Consider the following 15,005-nt stretch of genomic DNA (forward strand, 5'->3'; position numbering starts at 1 on the left):
AGAACCGACTGACAGAAGTGGAATCAGACCGGCAAGAATGAATGTCGCACAACCGGCAAGAATGGTTGACGCGGAACAGGGGGTCTGTTGGTTGGTACTGATGCCTGTCCGTGTACCCTTACATGCCGCTCTCAGTTCCCTCAGGGATAGGGTGAAAAGTACGAACACCTACTTCTGTGAGAGGCGGGACGGATGCTACAGGAAACAGCAGCCATGAAGAGATCGCCTGCCTAACGAGCCAATGATAGAATCGGTTGGATCAGACGACATCTCACATCACCCGGACCGCTGTAGTCCTATCCAAAGACAAGGAAATTGCTGTGGTCACTTCAAACAGAGAGAGCGGTACTTTCGATGCCGCCGCGACAATGGACGGCGCTGAGCGGTCACGCAAGTGGATCGTGATGCAGAATGATGAGTGCGTGGGCGTGTACGAAAGTCGTAAGGATGCCCTGGCAGCCGCGTTGAGGCGGTTCGGCAGAGTACCGATGATAACCACCAGTGTTGATAATCAGCCAACCATCATGCGTCCCATGTTCAGAGAACTCCCTGAAGACTTTCCGACATTCGTCTCAGCTCATTCAAATGCCGAGTGATCGTCAGTCATCGCCTTGAATAGAGTAATGCGGTGAGGGCGAAAGGTGCGGATACCTACCCTGTGAGAGTTGGCACGGCGACTGTATGAGGCTGCAGCCCGCCCACGCCTCTCACAGAAAAGTGCGAATCCTCTCTGCGTACAGATCCCTCGTTGAACGATCCGGGCTAGACGGCCGACTTGGGTAAACCCTCAAGAGGTCATCTGCGGTCCTGCGTGGATGAATGTGGACGTGAAGATGCGGCACTTCCTGGAAAGCGGCAGGCCCAATTGAATGCCACAGACTCATACCCTCGTTCGGAAAGGCCGCGTCAACGGCCCGGGTAACGCGTATGAGCGTAGTCATGAGTGCGGCGCCAGTTGCCTCGCCAAGTTCACGGATATCGGCAACGTGTTCCCTGGGGATGACCAGCACGTGCCCAGGGTGGAATTGTCGAACATCCACAAACGCCATTGTCAGTTCGTCTGCACACACAACACTTGCTGCTCGCATCTCCTGGGCGATCTCGCAGAATATGCAGTCTTCATTCCCGTAAACTCTCCCTCGTCCGCATCCAACGCACACGGCCGCCGATCGGGAGAGTGGACTGTTGGGGAACTGTCTCCTGCAACATCGCTCCATCTCTTCTGTTATCACTAGAAGCAAAGCATATAGGATGAATCAATCTCACGACCGCAAATCTCCGAGCATAGACCAGAACCATAGACAGTGCTGCGGAGCGACTTCATGACAGCCCAGAGCGGCCTCCCTTGAATCGATGTATCCCATAGGCTACAGTTAAGGCATGTTCGAAATCCGCCAGACCGAAGTCTACGTCCTCTGGTTCAGGAGGCTCCGAGACAGGCAGGCTAGGGTGCGAATCGACAATCGCATTCGTAGGCTGTCTTTGGGCAACCCTGGGGACGTGAGACCTGTGGGTGAAGGGGTATCTGAGATCCGCATCGACTACGGGCCAGGTTATCGAGTGTACTTCGTCCGGCAAGGAGAGGCACTGATCGTTCTTCTGGCCGGTGGCGACAAGGACAGCCAGGAGCGGGACATTCGACGGGCTCTGGAGTTGGCGAGGGGACTGTAGGAGGCAACAGCCATGAAAAAGACGCACACGATGCCGTGGGATCCGGCCGAGCACTTGGAGACCGAGGAGGACATGGTCGCCTACCTGAACGTCGCACTGGAAGATGGCGATATGAGCCTGATAATGGCGACCTTGGGCGACATCGCCCGTGCCCGAAGAATGTCGGTGGTGGCACAGGAGACGGGACTGGGTCGGGAGAGCCTGTACAAGTCATTATCCGCAGACGGCAACCCCGAGTTCGCGACCGTGCTCAAGGTAGTTAGCGCCCTAGGACTCCAGCTCCGAGCCACCGCAACTTCGGGCGTCGTCAGCAAGTGAAGGAAGTGGGCCACTATCGCACTGGCATGGCTAACCTCGCACTGGCATGGCTAACCTGCTGGCAGAACTAGTCGATGCGTTGGGCGAAACCGAACAACGGCTGGACGTCGATGTTGAAGGCGACGAGGTCTCGATACGAGCGGTTCTAGAGGACCATCCCACTGGAGTCTTCAGAATCATGTGCGCGCTTCTATTGCGCAAGGCAAGACTACACACGATTGCAATACTCCGCGCCAACGAAAGCAATAACGTCCATTCCCTTGCTGTGCAGATGCGACCAGTTCTCGAGTGTGCCGGGCAGGTTGTACACTTCTTCCACAACCTGATGATTGAACCAGAGTACGGTGAGAGAGCATTTCACAGCTACATAAACGCGGACTACTACCGGACAGTCATCAGGCTGTCGAAGGGCAAGGTAAGTCACGAACAGGCTCTCACTCAGATGATGGAAGCGAGCGGAATGTCGAAAGGCGAGATCGGAAAGGGCAGTGGTCTGAAGCAGTCGGATAAGGTAGCACGGCTTGAGGGAGGCAAGATCTGGTACGACTACATGAGCGAGTACTTCTGTCACGGCAAGGGGGAATGGAGAGGACATTCGTGGCAGGGAGGCGTCAACTCAATGAACACGGTTCAAGATGAGTATACGTTTGCTGGTTTGATGGACTACCTGATAAACCAAGTGGCAGTCATGAACGCGTACGCAGAGCTGTGCCCTATGTCCGGAGAAGTGGCTCAAGGGAGGGTAGAATCCGCCTTGGCTCAGCTGCAAGAGGTGCGCGCGGTGACTACAGAGTTGCGAGACCGCGCGAGGTTGGCAGTTGGGAACCAGATGTGGGACAGCCGGAATGAACAGCCAAGAACCGGATGATAACCGGATCAATGAGATGCGCGCTTTGTGCGAACGATGCCAAGACCAACTCGGGGAGCTCGCTCGCATTCACCTGGCGATTGATGTGCCAACCCGCATAATGCAAGAGGATGAACCGGACTGGATCGGCCGTTTACGGAAGATATGCTTTCATGTGAGGGCGATCAACAGCTGGAAAATCGGTGCCGGCATCGAACACGTAATGGCCACTGAGCTTCGGGCAGCGTACGAGCAATTAGATGCCGTCTGGAAGCACTTGCCCGCAACGATCCGACTGGACGAAATTGATGAACGAGAGTGGATTGACGAGACGAGAAGCGGGACACTAGCAGCGTATGATCATCCGACGCCACAGGGCCTCTTGCTCCCAGCTTGGCGCGGAGGTTTCCGTAGCAGCGAGACCGAGTTGAGCTATACACAGCTTGCCGTATGGCTGGGAAACCTCGGGCTCGGGTACGGACTTGCTCTCATTTGCCTTTCACAGAAAATTGGGACCGAAGAGGACATCACTTCGCGTGTAACAGAGGCATTTCACATGTTCTCGAAGGAAGCATAGTAACAACCTCCAAGTGCAACTGTAGGTTACCCAATATCCCCGCGCCCGACACCTTCGTTCCCTACAGTCCACCCCAACAGTTACGAGTTCTTCCGACTTGTACTAGTGGAGGCTCTTGTCTGTACGCTCGTAGTTCTGTCCCCATCTTTCTTTAATTCGATCCATCGAATTATTCTCCATTTCTTGACAATCCCCGACCCGTACCCTACGTTACACATACAGCACTATTGCGCCCTCAGCCTTTATCTATATAATGTGGCGTCGCAACTGAGTTCTACGAGGAACTTCCACATGTCCCCTCGCCTCCTGGACAACATAGATGAGCCTGGCGACCTCAAGGACCTGACCCACGAGGAACTCGCCCAGGTCGCGCAAGATGCGCGCGATACCATCATCTCCGTGATAACCGAGCGCGGAGGACACCTGGCGTCGAACCTTGGAGTCGTCGAGCTTACGCTCGCGCTCCACAGGGTCTTCGACAGCCCCAGGGATAGCATCGTCTGGGACACAACCAACCAGCTCTACACGCACAAGCTGGTGACGGGACGGCGCGACGAGTTCAAGGACATCCGGCTCGAAGGAGGCCTCTCAGGCTTCGGCGAGCCGAGCGAGAGTCCGCACGATACGCTTGCCGCCGGACACGCCGGCACCGGCCTCTCCATAGCTCTCGGCGTCGCCGAGGGCGCGGCGAACATGAAACGCGACTCCTGGACCATCGCCGTGGTCGGCGACGGCGCAATGACCTCCGGCTCCAGCTTCGAGGCGCTCAACAACATCGTCCACCTCGACCCGGACAGGTTCATCGTCGTACTCAACGACAATGGCATGTCCATCTCCGAAAACATCGGCTTTCTCACCAACTGGCGCAAGCGTCTGATCACTCACCCCGAGTACCAGGCAATGATCGAGCGCATGAAGGCGCTCTCCAAGAGGATGCCGACGGGCGAGCTGATGTACGGGCTGGTCAAGCGCTTCAACACCGCGCTCGCCGGATTCATCGTACCCACGATGTTCTGGACCGAGATGGGCTTCCAGTACCTGGGCCCCATCGACGGACACGACTTCAAGCAGCTCGAACAGACACTCAACCAGGCCCGGACTGCCGCGACAACTCCCGGAGGCCTCGTGCCGCTGGTGCACGTCGTGACGCACAAGGGTCACGGCTACGAACCCGCCGAGGACGACCCCGTCAGGTTCCACCAGCCAAGCTCGCCGCTCGGAGACAGCTCCGGTGCGCCGACGTACTCCAGCGTGTTCGCCAATACGGTCACCCGCATCATGGATGAGGACGAGTCGGTCGTCGGCATCAGCGCAGCGATGCTCGAGGGCACAGGACTGGTCAGCGTCCAGGGCAAGTACCCGGACAGGGTCTTCGACGTCGGCATCGCCGAGCAGCACGCTGTCAGCATGGCGGCTGGAATGGCCTCCGCCGGACTCAACCCGTTCGTGTCGATCTACTCGACCTTCCTGCAGAGGGCATTCGACCAGATAGTCCACGACGTCTGCCTGCAGAACCTGCCGGTGACGCTGATCGCCGATCGCGCCGGCATCGTCGGCGAGGACGGCAAGACGCACCACGGCGCGTTCGACATCACATACCTGCGCTGCCTGCCCAACGCTGTCGTGGCCGCGCCCGCGGACGAGAACGAGCTTCAGCACCTCGTCTACACGGCGTACAGGTACCAGGGGCCGTTCGCCATTCGCATCGCGAGGGGAGCCGCCGTCGGCGTGCCTCTTGACAGCGATCTCACGGAGCTGCCAATCGGCAGGGGCCGTGTCGTGCGAGAAGGCCGCGACGTCGCGATCTTCGGGCTGGGCAAGTCGAACAGCGCCGCTCTTGAGGCGGCGGAGATGCTCGCCGAGTATGGCATCGACTGCGGCGTGGTCAACCCGATCTTCGTCAAGCCGCTCGACGTCGACCTGCTGCTGGACACCGCACGCAGCGTGCCGCGCATCGTCACCGTAGAGGAGAACGTGATGGCAGGCGGGTTCGGCACCGCCGTGCTGGAAGCGCTAGCCGAGGCAGGCATGAGCGACGTCACCGTACACCGCATCGGGATGCCCGACTTCTTCATCGAGCACGGCACCGCCGCCGACCAGCGTCACAGCCTCCAGCTTGACGCCCAGGGCATCGTCGAGAGAGTCCTCGGCGAGTTCTTCCCGGATGCCACCAGGCTGCCCCACCAGGAAATCGCAGCAGCGTCGTAGCAGACCCCGGGCAAGAGCTTTCTATACCCCTCTCCCTCACGGCTGACAAGGTCGTATGCACTGCACAGTCAAGGACGAACTCCAACCAACAGCCCCCTCTCCTGGGGGAGAGGGTTGGGGTGAGGGCGAAAAGGATTGGTCACTCGCAACCAGGCACCACTCCCATCCCCTGGATTGCCGAGCGGCGAGCCACTTCGTGGGTTCCGGCCTCCGCCGGAATGACGAATGCGAGCCCTAGCGTCGCACGTCCTGCAGCAGGTGCCGCAGACGCGGGTCCAGTGCGTCTCTCAACGCGTCTCCGAGCAGGTTGAACGCCAGCACCGCGCCGAATATCGCGAAGCCCGGGAAGATCGGGATCCACCAAGCGGCCTGCACGTACTGGCGCCCCCCTGACACCAGCGCGCCCCACTCGGGCAGCGGCGGCTGTGCACCCGCTCCGATGAAGCTGAGTCCGGCCGCCAGCAGGATTGCCAGGCCGAAGTCGAGCGTCGCCTGCACCAGCACCGGCGCGTAGCTGTTCGGCAGTATGTGACGCAGTATCAGGCGGCTTGGATGTGCGCCCAGCGCCCTTCCGGCGAGCATGTAGTCCTTGCCCTTCTGCGCGAGGACACTGCTTCTCATCAGGCGTGCGTAAGACGTCCATCGCACGATCGCGATGCCGATGATCGCCGACTCTATGCTGGTGCCCAATGCCGTCGCCACAACGAGCGCCATGACAAGGTCCGGGAACGCCAGGAAGATGTCGGTGATCCTCATGGCGACCTCGTCGAGCCACCCGCCGTAGAAGCCGCTGATCATGCCCACCGTAACGCCGATGCCCCCGGCCACCAGCACCACCAGCGCGCCGACTCGAAGGCTGATGCGGCCGCCGTGCAGCACCCTGCTGAACACGTCGCGACCGAACTCGTCGGTGCCAAACGGGTGGGACAGGCTCGGTGCTTCGAGCGGCGGACCCACTGCGAACTTGTCGTACTCGTGCGGCGCAATGTTGGGCCCGGCGGCGGCTATGAACACATAGAACAGCACCAGAACGAGTCCGACCGCAGCGGGCGGGTTGTTCCGCAGGATGCGCACGCCGGAGCGCGCCCTCTCGCGTATCGAGGCTCCGGTGCTCTGCTGCTGTGGAGTGGAGACCAAGAAGCGCCTACGTGTACGTGATGCGCGGGTCGAGAACCGCTACGATGATGTCCACGATTAGAGTCGCCGTGGAGTAGGCGACGCCGATGATCAGCGCGACGGATGTCACTGCAGCGCGGTCGAGGAAGAAGATCGATTGGACGGCGAAACGCCCTAGTCCGGGCCACGCGAAGATCGTCTCGGTGAGAACGGCGCCCGATAGCAGGCCGCCCACGAGTAGGCCGAGGATCGTCACGGTAGGGATCAGCGCGTTTCTGAGCGCGTGTCGGTAGAGCACGACCCTGTTATGCAGCCCCTTCGCGTGTGCCATGCGGATGTAGTCCTCGCCCATCACCTCGAGCATACTGGTGCGAGTGACGCGCGCAAGCAGTCCGACTACTGAGAACGCCAGCACGAATGCCGGCAGAGCCAGGTGGTGCAGGGCGGACACGAAGCCCTCGAAGTCGCCGGCGATCAGGGTGTCTATGGTGTAGAACCCGGTCACCGTCTGCGGGACGTCGAGGGTCATGCCGATTCGCTGGGACGACGGCACCCATCCCAGGTAGAAGAAGAACACCAGCAGCAGGATGATGGCGAACCAGAAGATCGGCATGGACGTGCCGAAGAGAGACACAATGCGGACTATGTGGTCCGGCAGCGCGTTCCTCTTGACTGCGGCGAGTATTCCGGCGGGGATGGCCATAATCACAGCCATCAGGAAGGCTACAATAGAGAGCTCCGCCGTGGCGGGAAGGAAGCTCCCCAGCTCAGCGCTGATCTCCCTCCTGGTCACAAACGACTCGCCGAAGTCGCCGCGTACCAGGTTCCCCATGAACGTGAAGTACTGAAGGTAGGCGGGCTTGTCGAATCCCCACCGCTCCCTGAACTTCTCGACGGCCTCGGTGCTGATGCCTCCGGTCGTCTCCAGGAGTATGGTCGAGGGGTCTCCTGGCATGACGATCATCATGAAGAAGGTCAGCGAGGAGACGCCGACGAGCACGAACACCTGCAGAAGCAGCCGGCGGAATATGTACCTGGTCAGAGACAAGTTTTTTGAGCGGGGACTTGTGGGACGAGAGCGTCGTAGTCAGTGTCGGTCAAATCACCCTCACCCCAACCCTCTCCCTGAGGGAGAGGGGGTTATTGGTGGACATTCGCGGTAGGGGCAGACCTGAAACCCGCCCCTGTCAGGCCCTCAGTGGAGAGGGCTGTTGGTAGACATTCTTGGTAGGGGCAGATCTGAAACCCGCCCCTGTCAGGCCCTCAGCGGAGAGGGGGCTATTGGTGGACATTCTTGGTAGGGGCAGGTTTCAAACCTGCCCCTACAGTAGATTTGCAGAAGGAGTAGGCGGCTACCCGCTACTTCTTGGTGATGTAGCGGAACTCGGGGGTGAAGGCGTGGGCGGCGGGAACGATGTTGCCGATGTTCGAGCGGTGCGCGACGGTGTCGCGGACCTGGAGCACGGTCATCTCGCCGCAGTTGTCCACCATGAGTTCCGACATTTCGCGGTAGATCGTGTGACGTGCCTGCGAGTTGGTCTCGACGCGACCCATCTCGGTCAGCTCGGCGAGCCTTGCGGCAACGTCCGGCACCACATCGTCGAGTCCAAGCATGTTGCACTCTCCGACAGCCCTCCACGTGGCGGGCTGGTCTGAGTCGAAGTAGGTGACCCCGAGGCCGGAGATACCGAAGTCGCGAAGCTCTTCAGCGACGATCTCACCCCAGAACCTGGAGCTGGTCGACTGGACGATCTCGGCGTTGATGCCGACTTCCTTCAGGTTGTTCTGGAAGAACTCGAGGGCCTTCTGGTAGCCGACGGAGCCGCATGCGCCAGTGCGAAGCTGGATGTCCACGTCGAAGCCATCCGCGAACCCGGCGTCGGCGAGAAGCTGCCTGGCAAGATCGGGGTTGTGGTAGTACTTCGTGGCGATCAGCGGGTCGTGTCCGGCCATGCCGGGCAGGATCAGGCTCTGGTGCACGTCTGCCAGTCCGAGCGCGACTACGTCACGCAGTCCCTGGTAGTTGATGGCGTGGCGAATTGCCTGGAAGCCCTCAGGAGTGTTGAGAGGCTCGATGCGCCGGTCAACGAGGAAGTTGCAGGTGATGAGCGACGGGTAGGTGTAGACCTGAACGTTGTCGTCGCCCTCAAAAGATTGGAACGCGATTGGGTCGAGCTGGAGCGCGACGTCCACCTCACCGGCGGAAAGCTGTAGCGCTCCGACCGCAGCCTCGGGAACGTGCAGGTCAATCACGCGGTCAACCGATGGGCTCACACCGTCGTGGCCGCCCCAGTAGTCCATGTTCCTGGACATGACGAGGCGCTGCTCGGCAGTGAAGCTCTCGACCTGGAACGGGCCTGTGCCGATGGACGTCTCGTTGGCCCAGGCGACGCCGTAGTCGGAGCCGTTCTCGTCCATCACCTCGTTGGCGATAGCCTCTTCAGCATCGACGATCAGCAGATCCTTTGCAGTCAGAAGCGGCAGCAAGGGCGCGTACGGGTCGGAGAGCGTCCACTGGAAGGTCGAGTCGTCAACCGCTTCCATGTTCTCGGTGAGCGTGTACCACGCCTGGTTCTCAGCGATTCCCTCACGCTCGAAGATGTTGAACGCACGTTCGAACGACTGGTGTACAGCGCTGGCTGTAACAGGCCTGCCGGTGGTGAAGTTCACGTCCGGGCGAATGTTGAAGGTGTAGGTCTTGCCGTCTTCCGAGATCTCCCAGGACTCGGCAAGATTCGGGACCACGTTCTTGTTCGGCGACGTGTTGTCGATGGCAACCAGCCCGTCGAACATGTTGAACGAGACGCGGCAGCCCCAGAATGAGCAGCCTCGCGGCGGCGTGAGAGTGGCGAAGAAGAACACGTCCCTGACCAGCAGGTCGGGGTAGTCCATCATCATCGACGGCTCTTCCATCGCGGGCGCGGGCATGGCCATCGAGACCGCTTCGGACACAGCCATCTGGATGTCTTCCTGCGTAACGCTGGGGCGTTCGGCGAGCGCCTTGGCGATAGCCTCTGACACCTCAGCCTCGGTCAGGCCGGGAGTCTGGGCCGCAAGCGCGTCGGCAATGGTCTCTGCCACCTGGGCTTCGGTCACGCCCGGCCTCTCGGCCAGCGCCCTGGCGATGGCGTCGCCCACCTGCGCTTCGGTAATGCCTGGAGTCTGCTCACGCAGCGCACCGGCGATGGCGTCGGCCACCTGGGCTTCAGTCACGCCCGGCTGCTCTGACATGGCCCTGGAGATGGCCGAGGCCATCTGGTCCTCGGTCACGCCCGGCTGTGCCGCCAGGGCTTGCTGAACGGCCTGGGCGACCTCCTCGGCGGACGCGCCCTGCGGCTGGGACTGGAGCACCTGCATGGCCTGCTCCATTATCCCCGATATATCGGGAGTCGGCGCAGACGCAGGGGCTGGCGCAGGCTCTTCCGAACAGGCGACCGCCAGAAGCGCGATCAGCATGATCGGCACTATGAGAATGGTCAATCTGGGTATCTTCAACTTATCGCTCCCATACTTACTACTATCTCGGTCGAAACCTCGTGCGATTCTGATGATTCGGCCTGGATATGTCAACTTGGGGAGGCCGCGAGGTCTTTCTTCTATAATGCGCGGACAATCCGGCAGGCCGAAGTCTAGCTGCCCGGAAGTCGCGGAGGTCTCTCTTGGGAAGTCAGATGTCAGGCAATCAGAGTGGCGTGAACGCATCGCGGGCAGAATCGCTCATTCCGAACTCACTTGAGTGGCGGTGCATAGGGCCGCACAGGGGCGGGAGAGTGGTCGCGGTCGCCGGGGACGTCTCCAACCCGATGGTATTCTACTTCGGCTGCGCCGGAGGGGTGTGGAAGACCAACGACGGCGGCACCTACTGGGAGAACGTATCTGACGGCTTCTTCAAGACCTCAGCGGTCGGCGCGATCGCGGTGTCGGAGTCTGACCCCAACGTGATCTACGCCGGCATGGGCGAGTCGTGCACCGCGGTGCCCAGGCTGCACTGGACCTCACGCGCTGACGGGATGTACAGGTCGACCGACGCGGGGCGCTCGTGGGTGAACATCGGGCTGGAGAAGACGCGATACATTGCGCGGCTGCGAGTCCACCCGCACAATCCCGACCTCGTATACGCCTCGGTGCTCGGACACCTGGAGGGGCCGGACGAGGAGAAGGGGGTGTTCAGGTCCGACAACGGCGGGCGGTCGTGGGAACGAGTGCTGTTCCAAAGCGAGAACGCCGGATCGAACGATATATGGATGGACCCAACCAACCCGAGGGTCATCTACGCGACGACCTGGGACTCACGCCGCAGCTACTGGAACTCGTACAGCGGCGGGCTGGACAGCCGGATATTCAGGAGCCTCGATGGGGGCGACACCTGGACGGACCTGACTGACAACCCCGGCCTTCCCGACGTGACCAAGGGGCGGATCGGCGTCACCGGCACCGCGGCAAGGCCCGGCAGGGTGTGGGCTATCTTCGACGTCGGCGGCGCGGCTGGAGTGGCGGCGCTGGCAGAGCTCGGAGGCAGGACGGGCGGGCTGTACAGGTCTGACGACTACGGGGAGACGTGGGAGCACGTAAACGACGACCCCGAAATGACGGTGCGTCCGCACTACTACAACCACATCTTCGGAGATCCGGGGAACCCCGAGGTCGTATACAACCTCAACCAGCCGTTCTGGAAATCGATAGACGGGGGACAGACGTTCAACACCGTTGAGCTGCCCCACTACGACAACCACGATCTCTGGATCGACCCTAACGACTCCAACCGCATGATCAACGGCAACGACGGTGGCGCATGCGTGACCTTCAACGGCGGCGAGACGTGGTCGTCGATCTACAACCAGCCGACCGGCGAGTTCTACCACATCACGGCGGACACGGAGTTCCCGTACCGGCTGTACGCCACGCAGCAAGACAACTCCTCGATCAGTGTGCCGAGCCGTTCCAGCAGGGGAGCGATCCGGTGGGCGGACTGCTACTCGGTCGGTAGCTCCGAGAGCGGGCACATAGCAGTCAAGCCGGACAACCCGAACATCTCGTTCTCCGGCGCACTGGGAAGCTCGCCCGGAGCCGGGGCCACCATGCTCAGGTACGACCACTCCAGCGAGCAGGTGCGCGTCGTCACCGTTTGGCCGGACCTCACCGGTCTAACCGTCCCCGGCAGGAGGTACCGGTTCGAGTGGGACAACCCGATCGTGTTCTCGCCACACGACCCAAACGTGCTGTACTCGGCAGCCAACGTGGTGTTCAGGTCGGTGGACGAAGGGGCGAGTTGGGAAGTGATCAGCCCTGACCTGACGAGGGACGACACATCGGACAGGGAGGAGTACGATCCACATACGAACATCGCGCCCTTCGAGCGGTGCGCCATCTCCCGGTTCGCAGAGTCGCCGCTGCAGCAGGGCGTGCTCTGGACAGGCTCCAGCGACGGGATGATACACGTATCGCAGGACGGCGGAGCGAACTGGAACGACGTCACGCCGGACGGCCTACCGGAGTGGACCCCCATATATGGACTGGAGGCATCGCCACACGACACGGGGACAGCCTACGTCGCCGCGGCTCGATACCAGCACGGCGACTACATGCCCTACCTGTTCCGTACCAATGACTACGGCGCGACGTGGACGGCGATCAGCGACGGCATAGCGGAGGGCGACTACACGCGGGTCATCAGGGAAGACCCGGAGCGTAAGGGCCTACTGTACGCAGGCACCGAGGGTGGCGTGTACGTCTCCTTCAACGATGGGGAATCATGGCACTCGCTGCAGCTCGGTACTTCGACAAACTCAGCAGGGGCCCTGCCGGCTGTGCCGATACACGACATGGTGATCAGGGACGGCGACATGGCTGTCGCGACCCACGGTCGGGGACTGTGGATACTGGACGACCTGTCCATCCTTCACCAGTTTGGAGACGTTGAGGACGCCGCAGACACGCACCTCTTCCGGCCCAGGCCCACGTACCGCATCCTCACAGAGCCTTACGGGTACTGGCACCAGACCTCGGGACGCACCAGGCACTACCAGCTCAGCCTCGGAGTCCCGGCGACCTATCGGATCGACGAGACGGAGCACGGGACGAGGTCGCTTGCACCGATAGACTCCGGCAAGAATCCACCGGACGGGGTCGTGGTCACGTACTTCCTCGGCGAGGAGCCGGAGGACGAAGCCGCACTCACGTTCATGACCGAGGTAGGCGAGGTCATCCGGCACCTCTCAAGTCGGGATGGAACACCAAGAGTGCCCACGAAGCAGGGCACCAACAGGTTCATCTGGGACATGAAGTACGAGGGAGCGCGTCGTGTCGAGGGCGAGTCGGAGGCCGGTCGTCCCATGTTCGTCCCCATCATCCCGCCGGGCAGCTACCGGGTGCGCTTGCAGATCGGCGAGGAGGCGTTGGAGGAGCGGTTCGAGGTACTCGTCGACCCAAGAGTGAGCGTATCCCAGGAAGAGATGGAGCAGCAGCACGAGCTGCTGATCGCAATACGGAACAAGGTATCGGAGTCCTCAGATGCGGTGGGAACAGTCCGCAGCATCGTCACTCAGTTGGAGCAGTGGACCGACCGCTCCACCGGTACGACAGGCAGGGAGGTGGTGACCGAAGCCGCCGAAGGCCTGCGACAGAAGTTGTCAGTGATCGAGGACGAACTGCTGATAGGAAGCGTCAGCTCGGACACGCCCATGCGTGGCGCGTTCTACGCGAGGGGGCTGCGACCCAGGCTCGCGTCGCTGGGAGACACCGTCGGAATGGCCGACAGTGCGCCGACTCAGCAGTCGTACGGGGTCTATGAAGACCTGCGCTCCCAGATCGACACTCAACTCGATGCGCTTCAAAGCATCCTCGACGAAGACCTGGAGGCCTTCAACAGCATAGTGAGCGAGCTCGATCTGCCGCCGATTGTTCTGAGATAAGACTGAACGCCCCGGACAACACCACACCCATCGTGTCATCGGGATCCATGCTGAACTGGCTGTCCGGAGTCCACTCGCCGCTCGAGTAGCCGATATAGTCGCGCATCTGCGACACCTCGTGCTATTCACGTCGGCAATTCCTGCCATAAGATCGACGGTTTCTAGCCTTCATTTAATTTGACACTTTCTAAGACTCTAGGTAAAATTCCCGTTTGTCGCCACTTGTGGACGGCTCGCCTTTTGTCTGTTTTCAAAGATGTTATAAATGCAGGGGTCTTTTAATGCCCACAGTTAATCAGCTGGTGCGCAAACCGCGCCGATCCAAGAACAAGAAGGAGAAGGCTCCGGCCCTCCGATACACGTTCAATTCGCTGAAGAACCGCACTCGCAGGGGCTCAGGCTCTCCGCAGAAGCGCGGTGTCTGCGTCCAGGTGCGTACTCAGACCCCCAAGAAGCCGAACTCGGCGCTCCGCAAGGTCGCCAGGGTGCGGCTGACCAACCAGATGGAGGTCACCGCCTACATCCCCGGTGAGGGACACAACCTCCAGGAGCACTCGGTGGTGCTGATCAGGGGTGGACGAGTCAAGGACCTCCCCGGCGTTCGATACCACATCGTTCGAGGCGCACTGGATACCGAGGGCGTGATCGATCGGAAGCGCGGGCGCAGCAAGTACGGCGCCAAGAGGGACCAGGGCGTCCTTTAATACACAGGCACTGAACCAGAAAAGTCACTGAGGACATTGGATGGCGCGAAGACGTAGAGCCGAGAGGCGTCAGGTCATACCCGACCCGAAGTACCAGAACGTGGAGCTCGCCCAGTTCATCAATAAGGTGATGCTCAACGGCAAGAAGACGACTGCCCAGAAGATCGTGTACAACGCTCTGGACAAGGCTTCCGAAGAGGTGCGCCGACCTCAACAGGAGGTCTTCGAGCAGGCCATTCGCAACACGATGCCGATGGTCGAGGTCCGGTCTCGCAGGGTGGGCGGCGCAACCTACCAGGTGCCGACCGAGGTGCGCCCAGAGCGCAGGCTCGCGCTGTCGATGCGCTGGATTATCCAGGCCGCAAGGTCGAGGCGCGGCAGACCGATGGCGGAGCGACTGTCAATCGAGCTGGCCGAGGCCGCTCGCGGACAGGGCTCAGCCGTAAGGCGCAGGGAAGAGCTGTACAGAATGGCCGAGGCCAACCGCGCTTTCGCGCACTACCGCTGGTAAGCGCCCGGAGGTCTAATCGGTCTTCCATCCGAACAAATCTATTTGGCAAAATGTAACGTCACACCAAACGGGGTGAATTGACCTAGCGACCAAATGCCTCAGTAGGGGCGGGTCTGCGGACTCGCCCCTACGATGGTTGTGA

General features: G+C 60.9%; 13 protein-coding genes. 9 read left to right on the top strand and 4 right to left on the bottom strand.

Translation table 11 applies throughout. The features are described from left to right. Positions 1-320: 320 nt before the first annotated feature. Entirely contained in the window at positions 321-596 is a 276-nt protein-coding gene (locus tag J4G14_10705) for a hypothetical protein (protein ID MCE2458268.1), read from the top strand. A 111-nt stretch (positions 597-707) separates the two neighbouring features. Here J4G14_10705 and J4G14_10710 read toward each other — a convergent pair whose 3' ends face one another. Further along, positions 708-1,088: an HIT family protein gene (locus J4G14_10710; GenBank protein MCE2458269.1), complete on the bottom strand. Its 381-nt coding sequence runs from the start codon at positions 1,086-1,088 to the stop codon at positions 708-710. Positions 1,089-1,380: 292 nt separating this feature from the next. On the opposite strand from J4G14_10710, the gene J4G14_10715 reads away from it, so the two are divergent. From J4G14_10715 to dxs, 5 genes are all read left to right on the top strand, one after another. After that, the gene (locus tag J4G14_10715) at positions 1,381-1,671 is read left to right on the top strand and encodes a type II toxin-antitoxin system RelE/ParE family toxin (protein ID MCE2458270.1); all 291 of its coding nucleotides are present in this window, start codon (positions 1,381-1,383) and stop codon (positions 1,669-1,671) included. Positions 1,672-1,683: 12 nt separating this feature from the next. Next, positions 1,684-1,989: a putative addiction module antidote protein gene (locus tag J4G14_10720; GenBank protein MCE2458271.1), complete on the top strand. Its 306-nt coding sequence runs from the start codon at positions 1,684-1,686 to the stop codon at positions 1,987-1,989. 46 nt (positions 1,990-2,035) lie between these two features. Then, positions 2,036-2,857: a hypothetical protein gene (locus J4G14_10725; protein ID MCE2458272.1), complete on the top strand. Its 822-nt coding sequence runs from the start codon at positions 2,036-2,038 to the stop codon at positions 2,855-2,857. After that, positions 2,835-3,413: a hypothetical protein gene (locus J4G14_10730; protein MCE2458273.1), complete on the top strand. Its 579-nt coding sequence runs from the start codon at positions 2,835-2,837 to the stop codon at positions 3,411-3,413. Before J4G14_10725 ends, J4G14_10730 begins: the two co-directional genes overlap by 23 nt. Before the next feature lie 291 nt (positions 3,414-3,704). Continuing rightward, positions 3,705-5,621, top strand: coding sequence for a 1-deoxy-D-xylulose-5-phosphate synthase (gene dxs, locus J4G14_10735; protein MCE2458274.1), 1,917 nt, complete (start codon positions 3,705-3,707; stop codon positions 5,619-5,621). Between the two features lie 234 nt (positions 5,622-5,855). Here the strand turns inward: dxs and J4G14_10740 are convergent, their stop codons facing one another. The 3 genes from J4G14_10740 to J4G14_10750 all read right to left on the bottom strand — a co-directional run bounded on the left by J4G14_10740 (position 5,856) and on the right by J4G14_10750 (position 10,232). Further along, complete coding sequence (locus J4G14_10740; protein ID MCE2458275.1) at positions 5,856-6,695, bottom strand: ABC transporter permease; 840 nt, start codon at positions 6,693-6,695, stop codon at positions 5,856-5,858. Between the two features lie 70 nt (positions 6,696-6,765). Then, positions 6,766-7,785, bottom strand: coding sequence for an ABC transporter permease (locus tag J4G14_10745; GenBank protein ID MCE2458276.1), 1,020 nt, complete (start codon positions 7,783-7,785; stop codon positions 6,766-6,768). A 311-nt stretch (positions 7,786-8,096) separates the two neighbouring features. Next, positions 8,097-10,232 carry a hypothetical protein gene (locus J4G14_10750; GenBank protein MCE2458277.1) on the bottom strand — a complete coding sequence of 712 codons (2,136 nt, stop codon included), beginning with the start codon at positions 10,230-10,232 and terminating at the stop codon, positions 8,097-8,099. Positions 10,233-10,408: 176 nt separating this feature from the next. Between J4G14_10750 and J4G14_10755 the strand changes: the two genes are divergently transcribed. From J4G14_10755 to rpsG, 3 genes are all read left to right on the top strand, one after another. Next, positions 10,409-13,648, top strand: a complete 3,240-nt coding sequence (locus J4G14_10755) for a glycosyl hydrolase (GenBank protein ID MCE2458278.1) — start codon at positions 10,409-10,411, stop codon at positions 13,646-13,648. Between the two features lie 281 nt (positions 13,649-13,929). Beyond that, positions 13,930-14,352 carry a 30S ribosomal protein S12 gene (rpsL, locus tag J4G14_10760; protein ID MCE2458279.1) on the top strand — a complete coding sequence of 141 codons (423 nt, stop codon included), beginning with the start codon at positions 13,930-13,932 and terminating at the stop codon, positions 14,350-14,352. 40 nt (positions 14,353-14,392) lie between these two features. Beyond that, a complete protein-coding gene (gene rpsG, locus J4G14_10765; protein MCE2458280.1) occupies positions 14,393-14,863 on the top strand; it encodes a 30S ribosomal protein S7 in 471 nt (156 codons plus the stop codon). Positions 14,864-15,005: the final 142 nt, after the last annotated feature.

This window comes from Dehalococcoidia bacterium (assembly GCA_021295915.1).
Classification (GTDB): Bacteria; Chloroflexota; Dehalococcoidia; order Lucifugimonadales; family UBA1123; genus VXRN01.

What these genes read in the sequence shown, in the direction of transcription:
- J4G14_10710 (MCE2458269.1), bottom strand. Translation starts at nt 1,088, where the DNA reads ATGCGAGCAGCAAGTGTTGTGTGTGCAGACGAACTGACAATGGCGTTT.
- J4G14_10715 (MCE2458270.1), top strand. Translation starts at nt 1,381, where the DNA reads ATGTTCGAAATCCGCCAGACCGAAGTCTACGTCCTCTGGTTCAGGAGG.
- J4G14_10720 (MCE2458271.1), top strand. Translation starts at nt 1,684, where the DNA reads ATGAAAAAGACGCACACGATGCCGTGGGATCCGGCCGAGCACTTGGAG.
- J4G14_10725 (MCE2458272.1), top strand. Translation starts at nt 2,036, where the DNA reads ATGGCTAACCTGCTGGCAGAACTAGTCGATGCGTTGGGCGAAACCGAA.
- J4G14_10730 (MCE2458273.1), top strand. Translation starts at nt 2,835, where the DNA reads ATGAACAGCCAAGAACCGGATGATAACCGGATCAATGAGATGCGCGCT.
- dxs (MCE2458274.1), top strand. Translation starts at nt 3,705, where the DNA reads ATGTCCCCTCGCCTCCTGGACAACATAGATGAGCCTGGCGACCTCAAG.
- J4G14_10755 (MCE2458278.1), top strand. Translation starts at nt 10,409, where the DNA reads ATGTCAGGCAATCAGAGTGGCGTGAACGCATCGCGGGCAGAATCGCTC.
- rpsL (MCE2458279.1), top strand. Translation starts at nt 13,930, where the DNA reads ATGCCCACAGTTAATCAGCTGGTGCGCAAACCGCGCCGATCCAAGAAC.
- rpsG (MCE2458280.1), top strand. Translation starts at nt 14,393, where the DNA reads ATGGCGCGAAGACGTAGAGCCGAGAGGCGTCAGGTCATACCCGACCCG.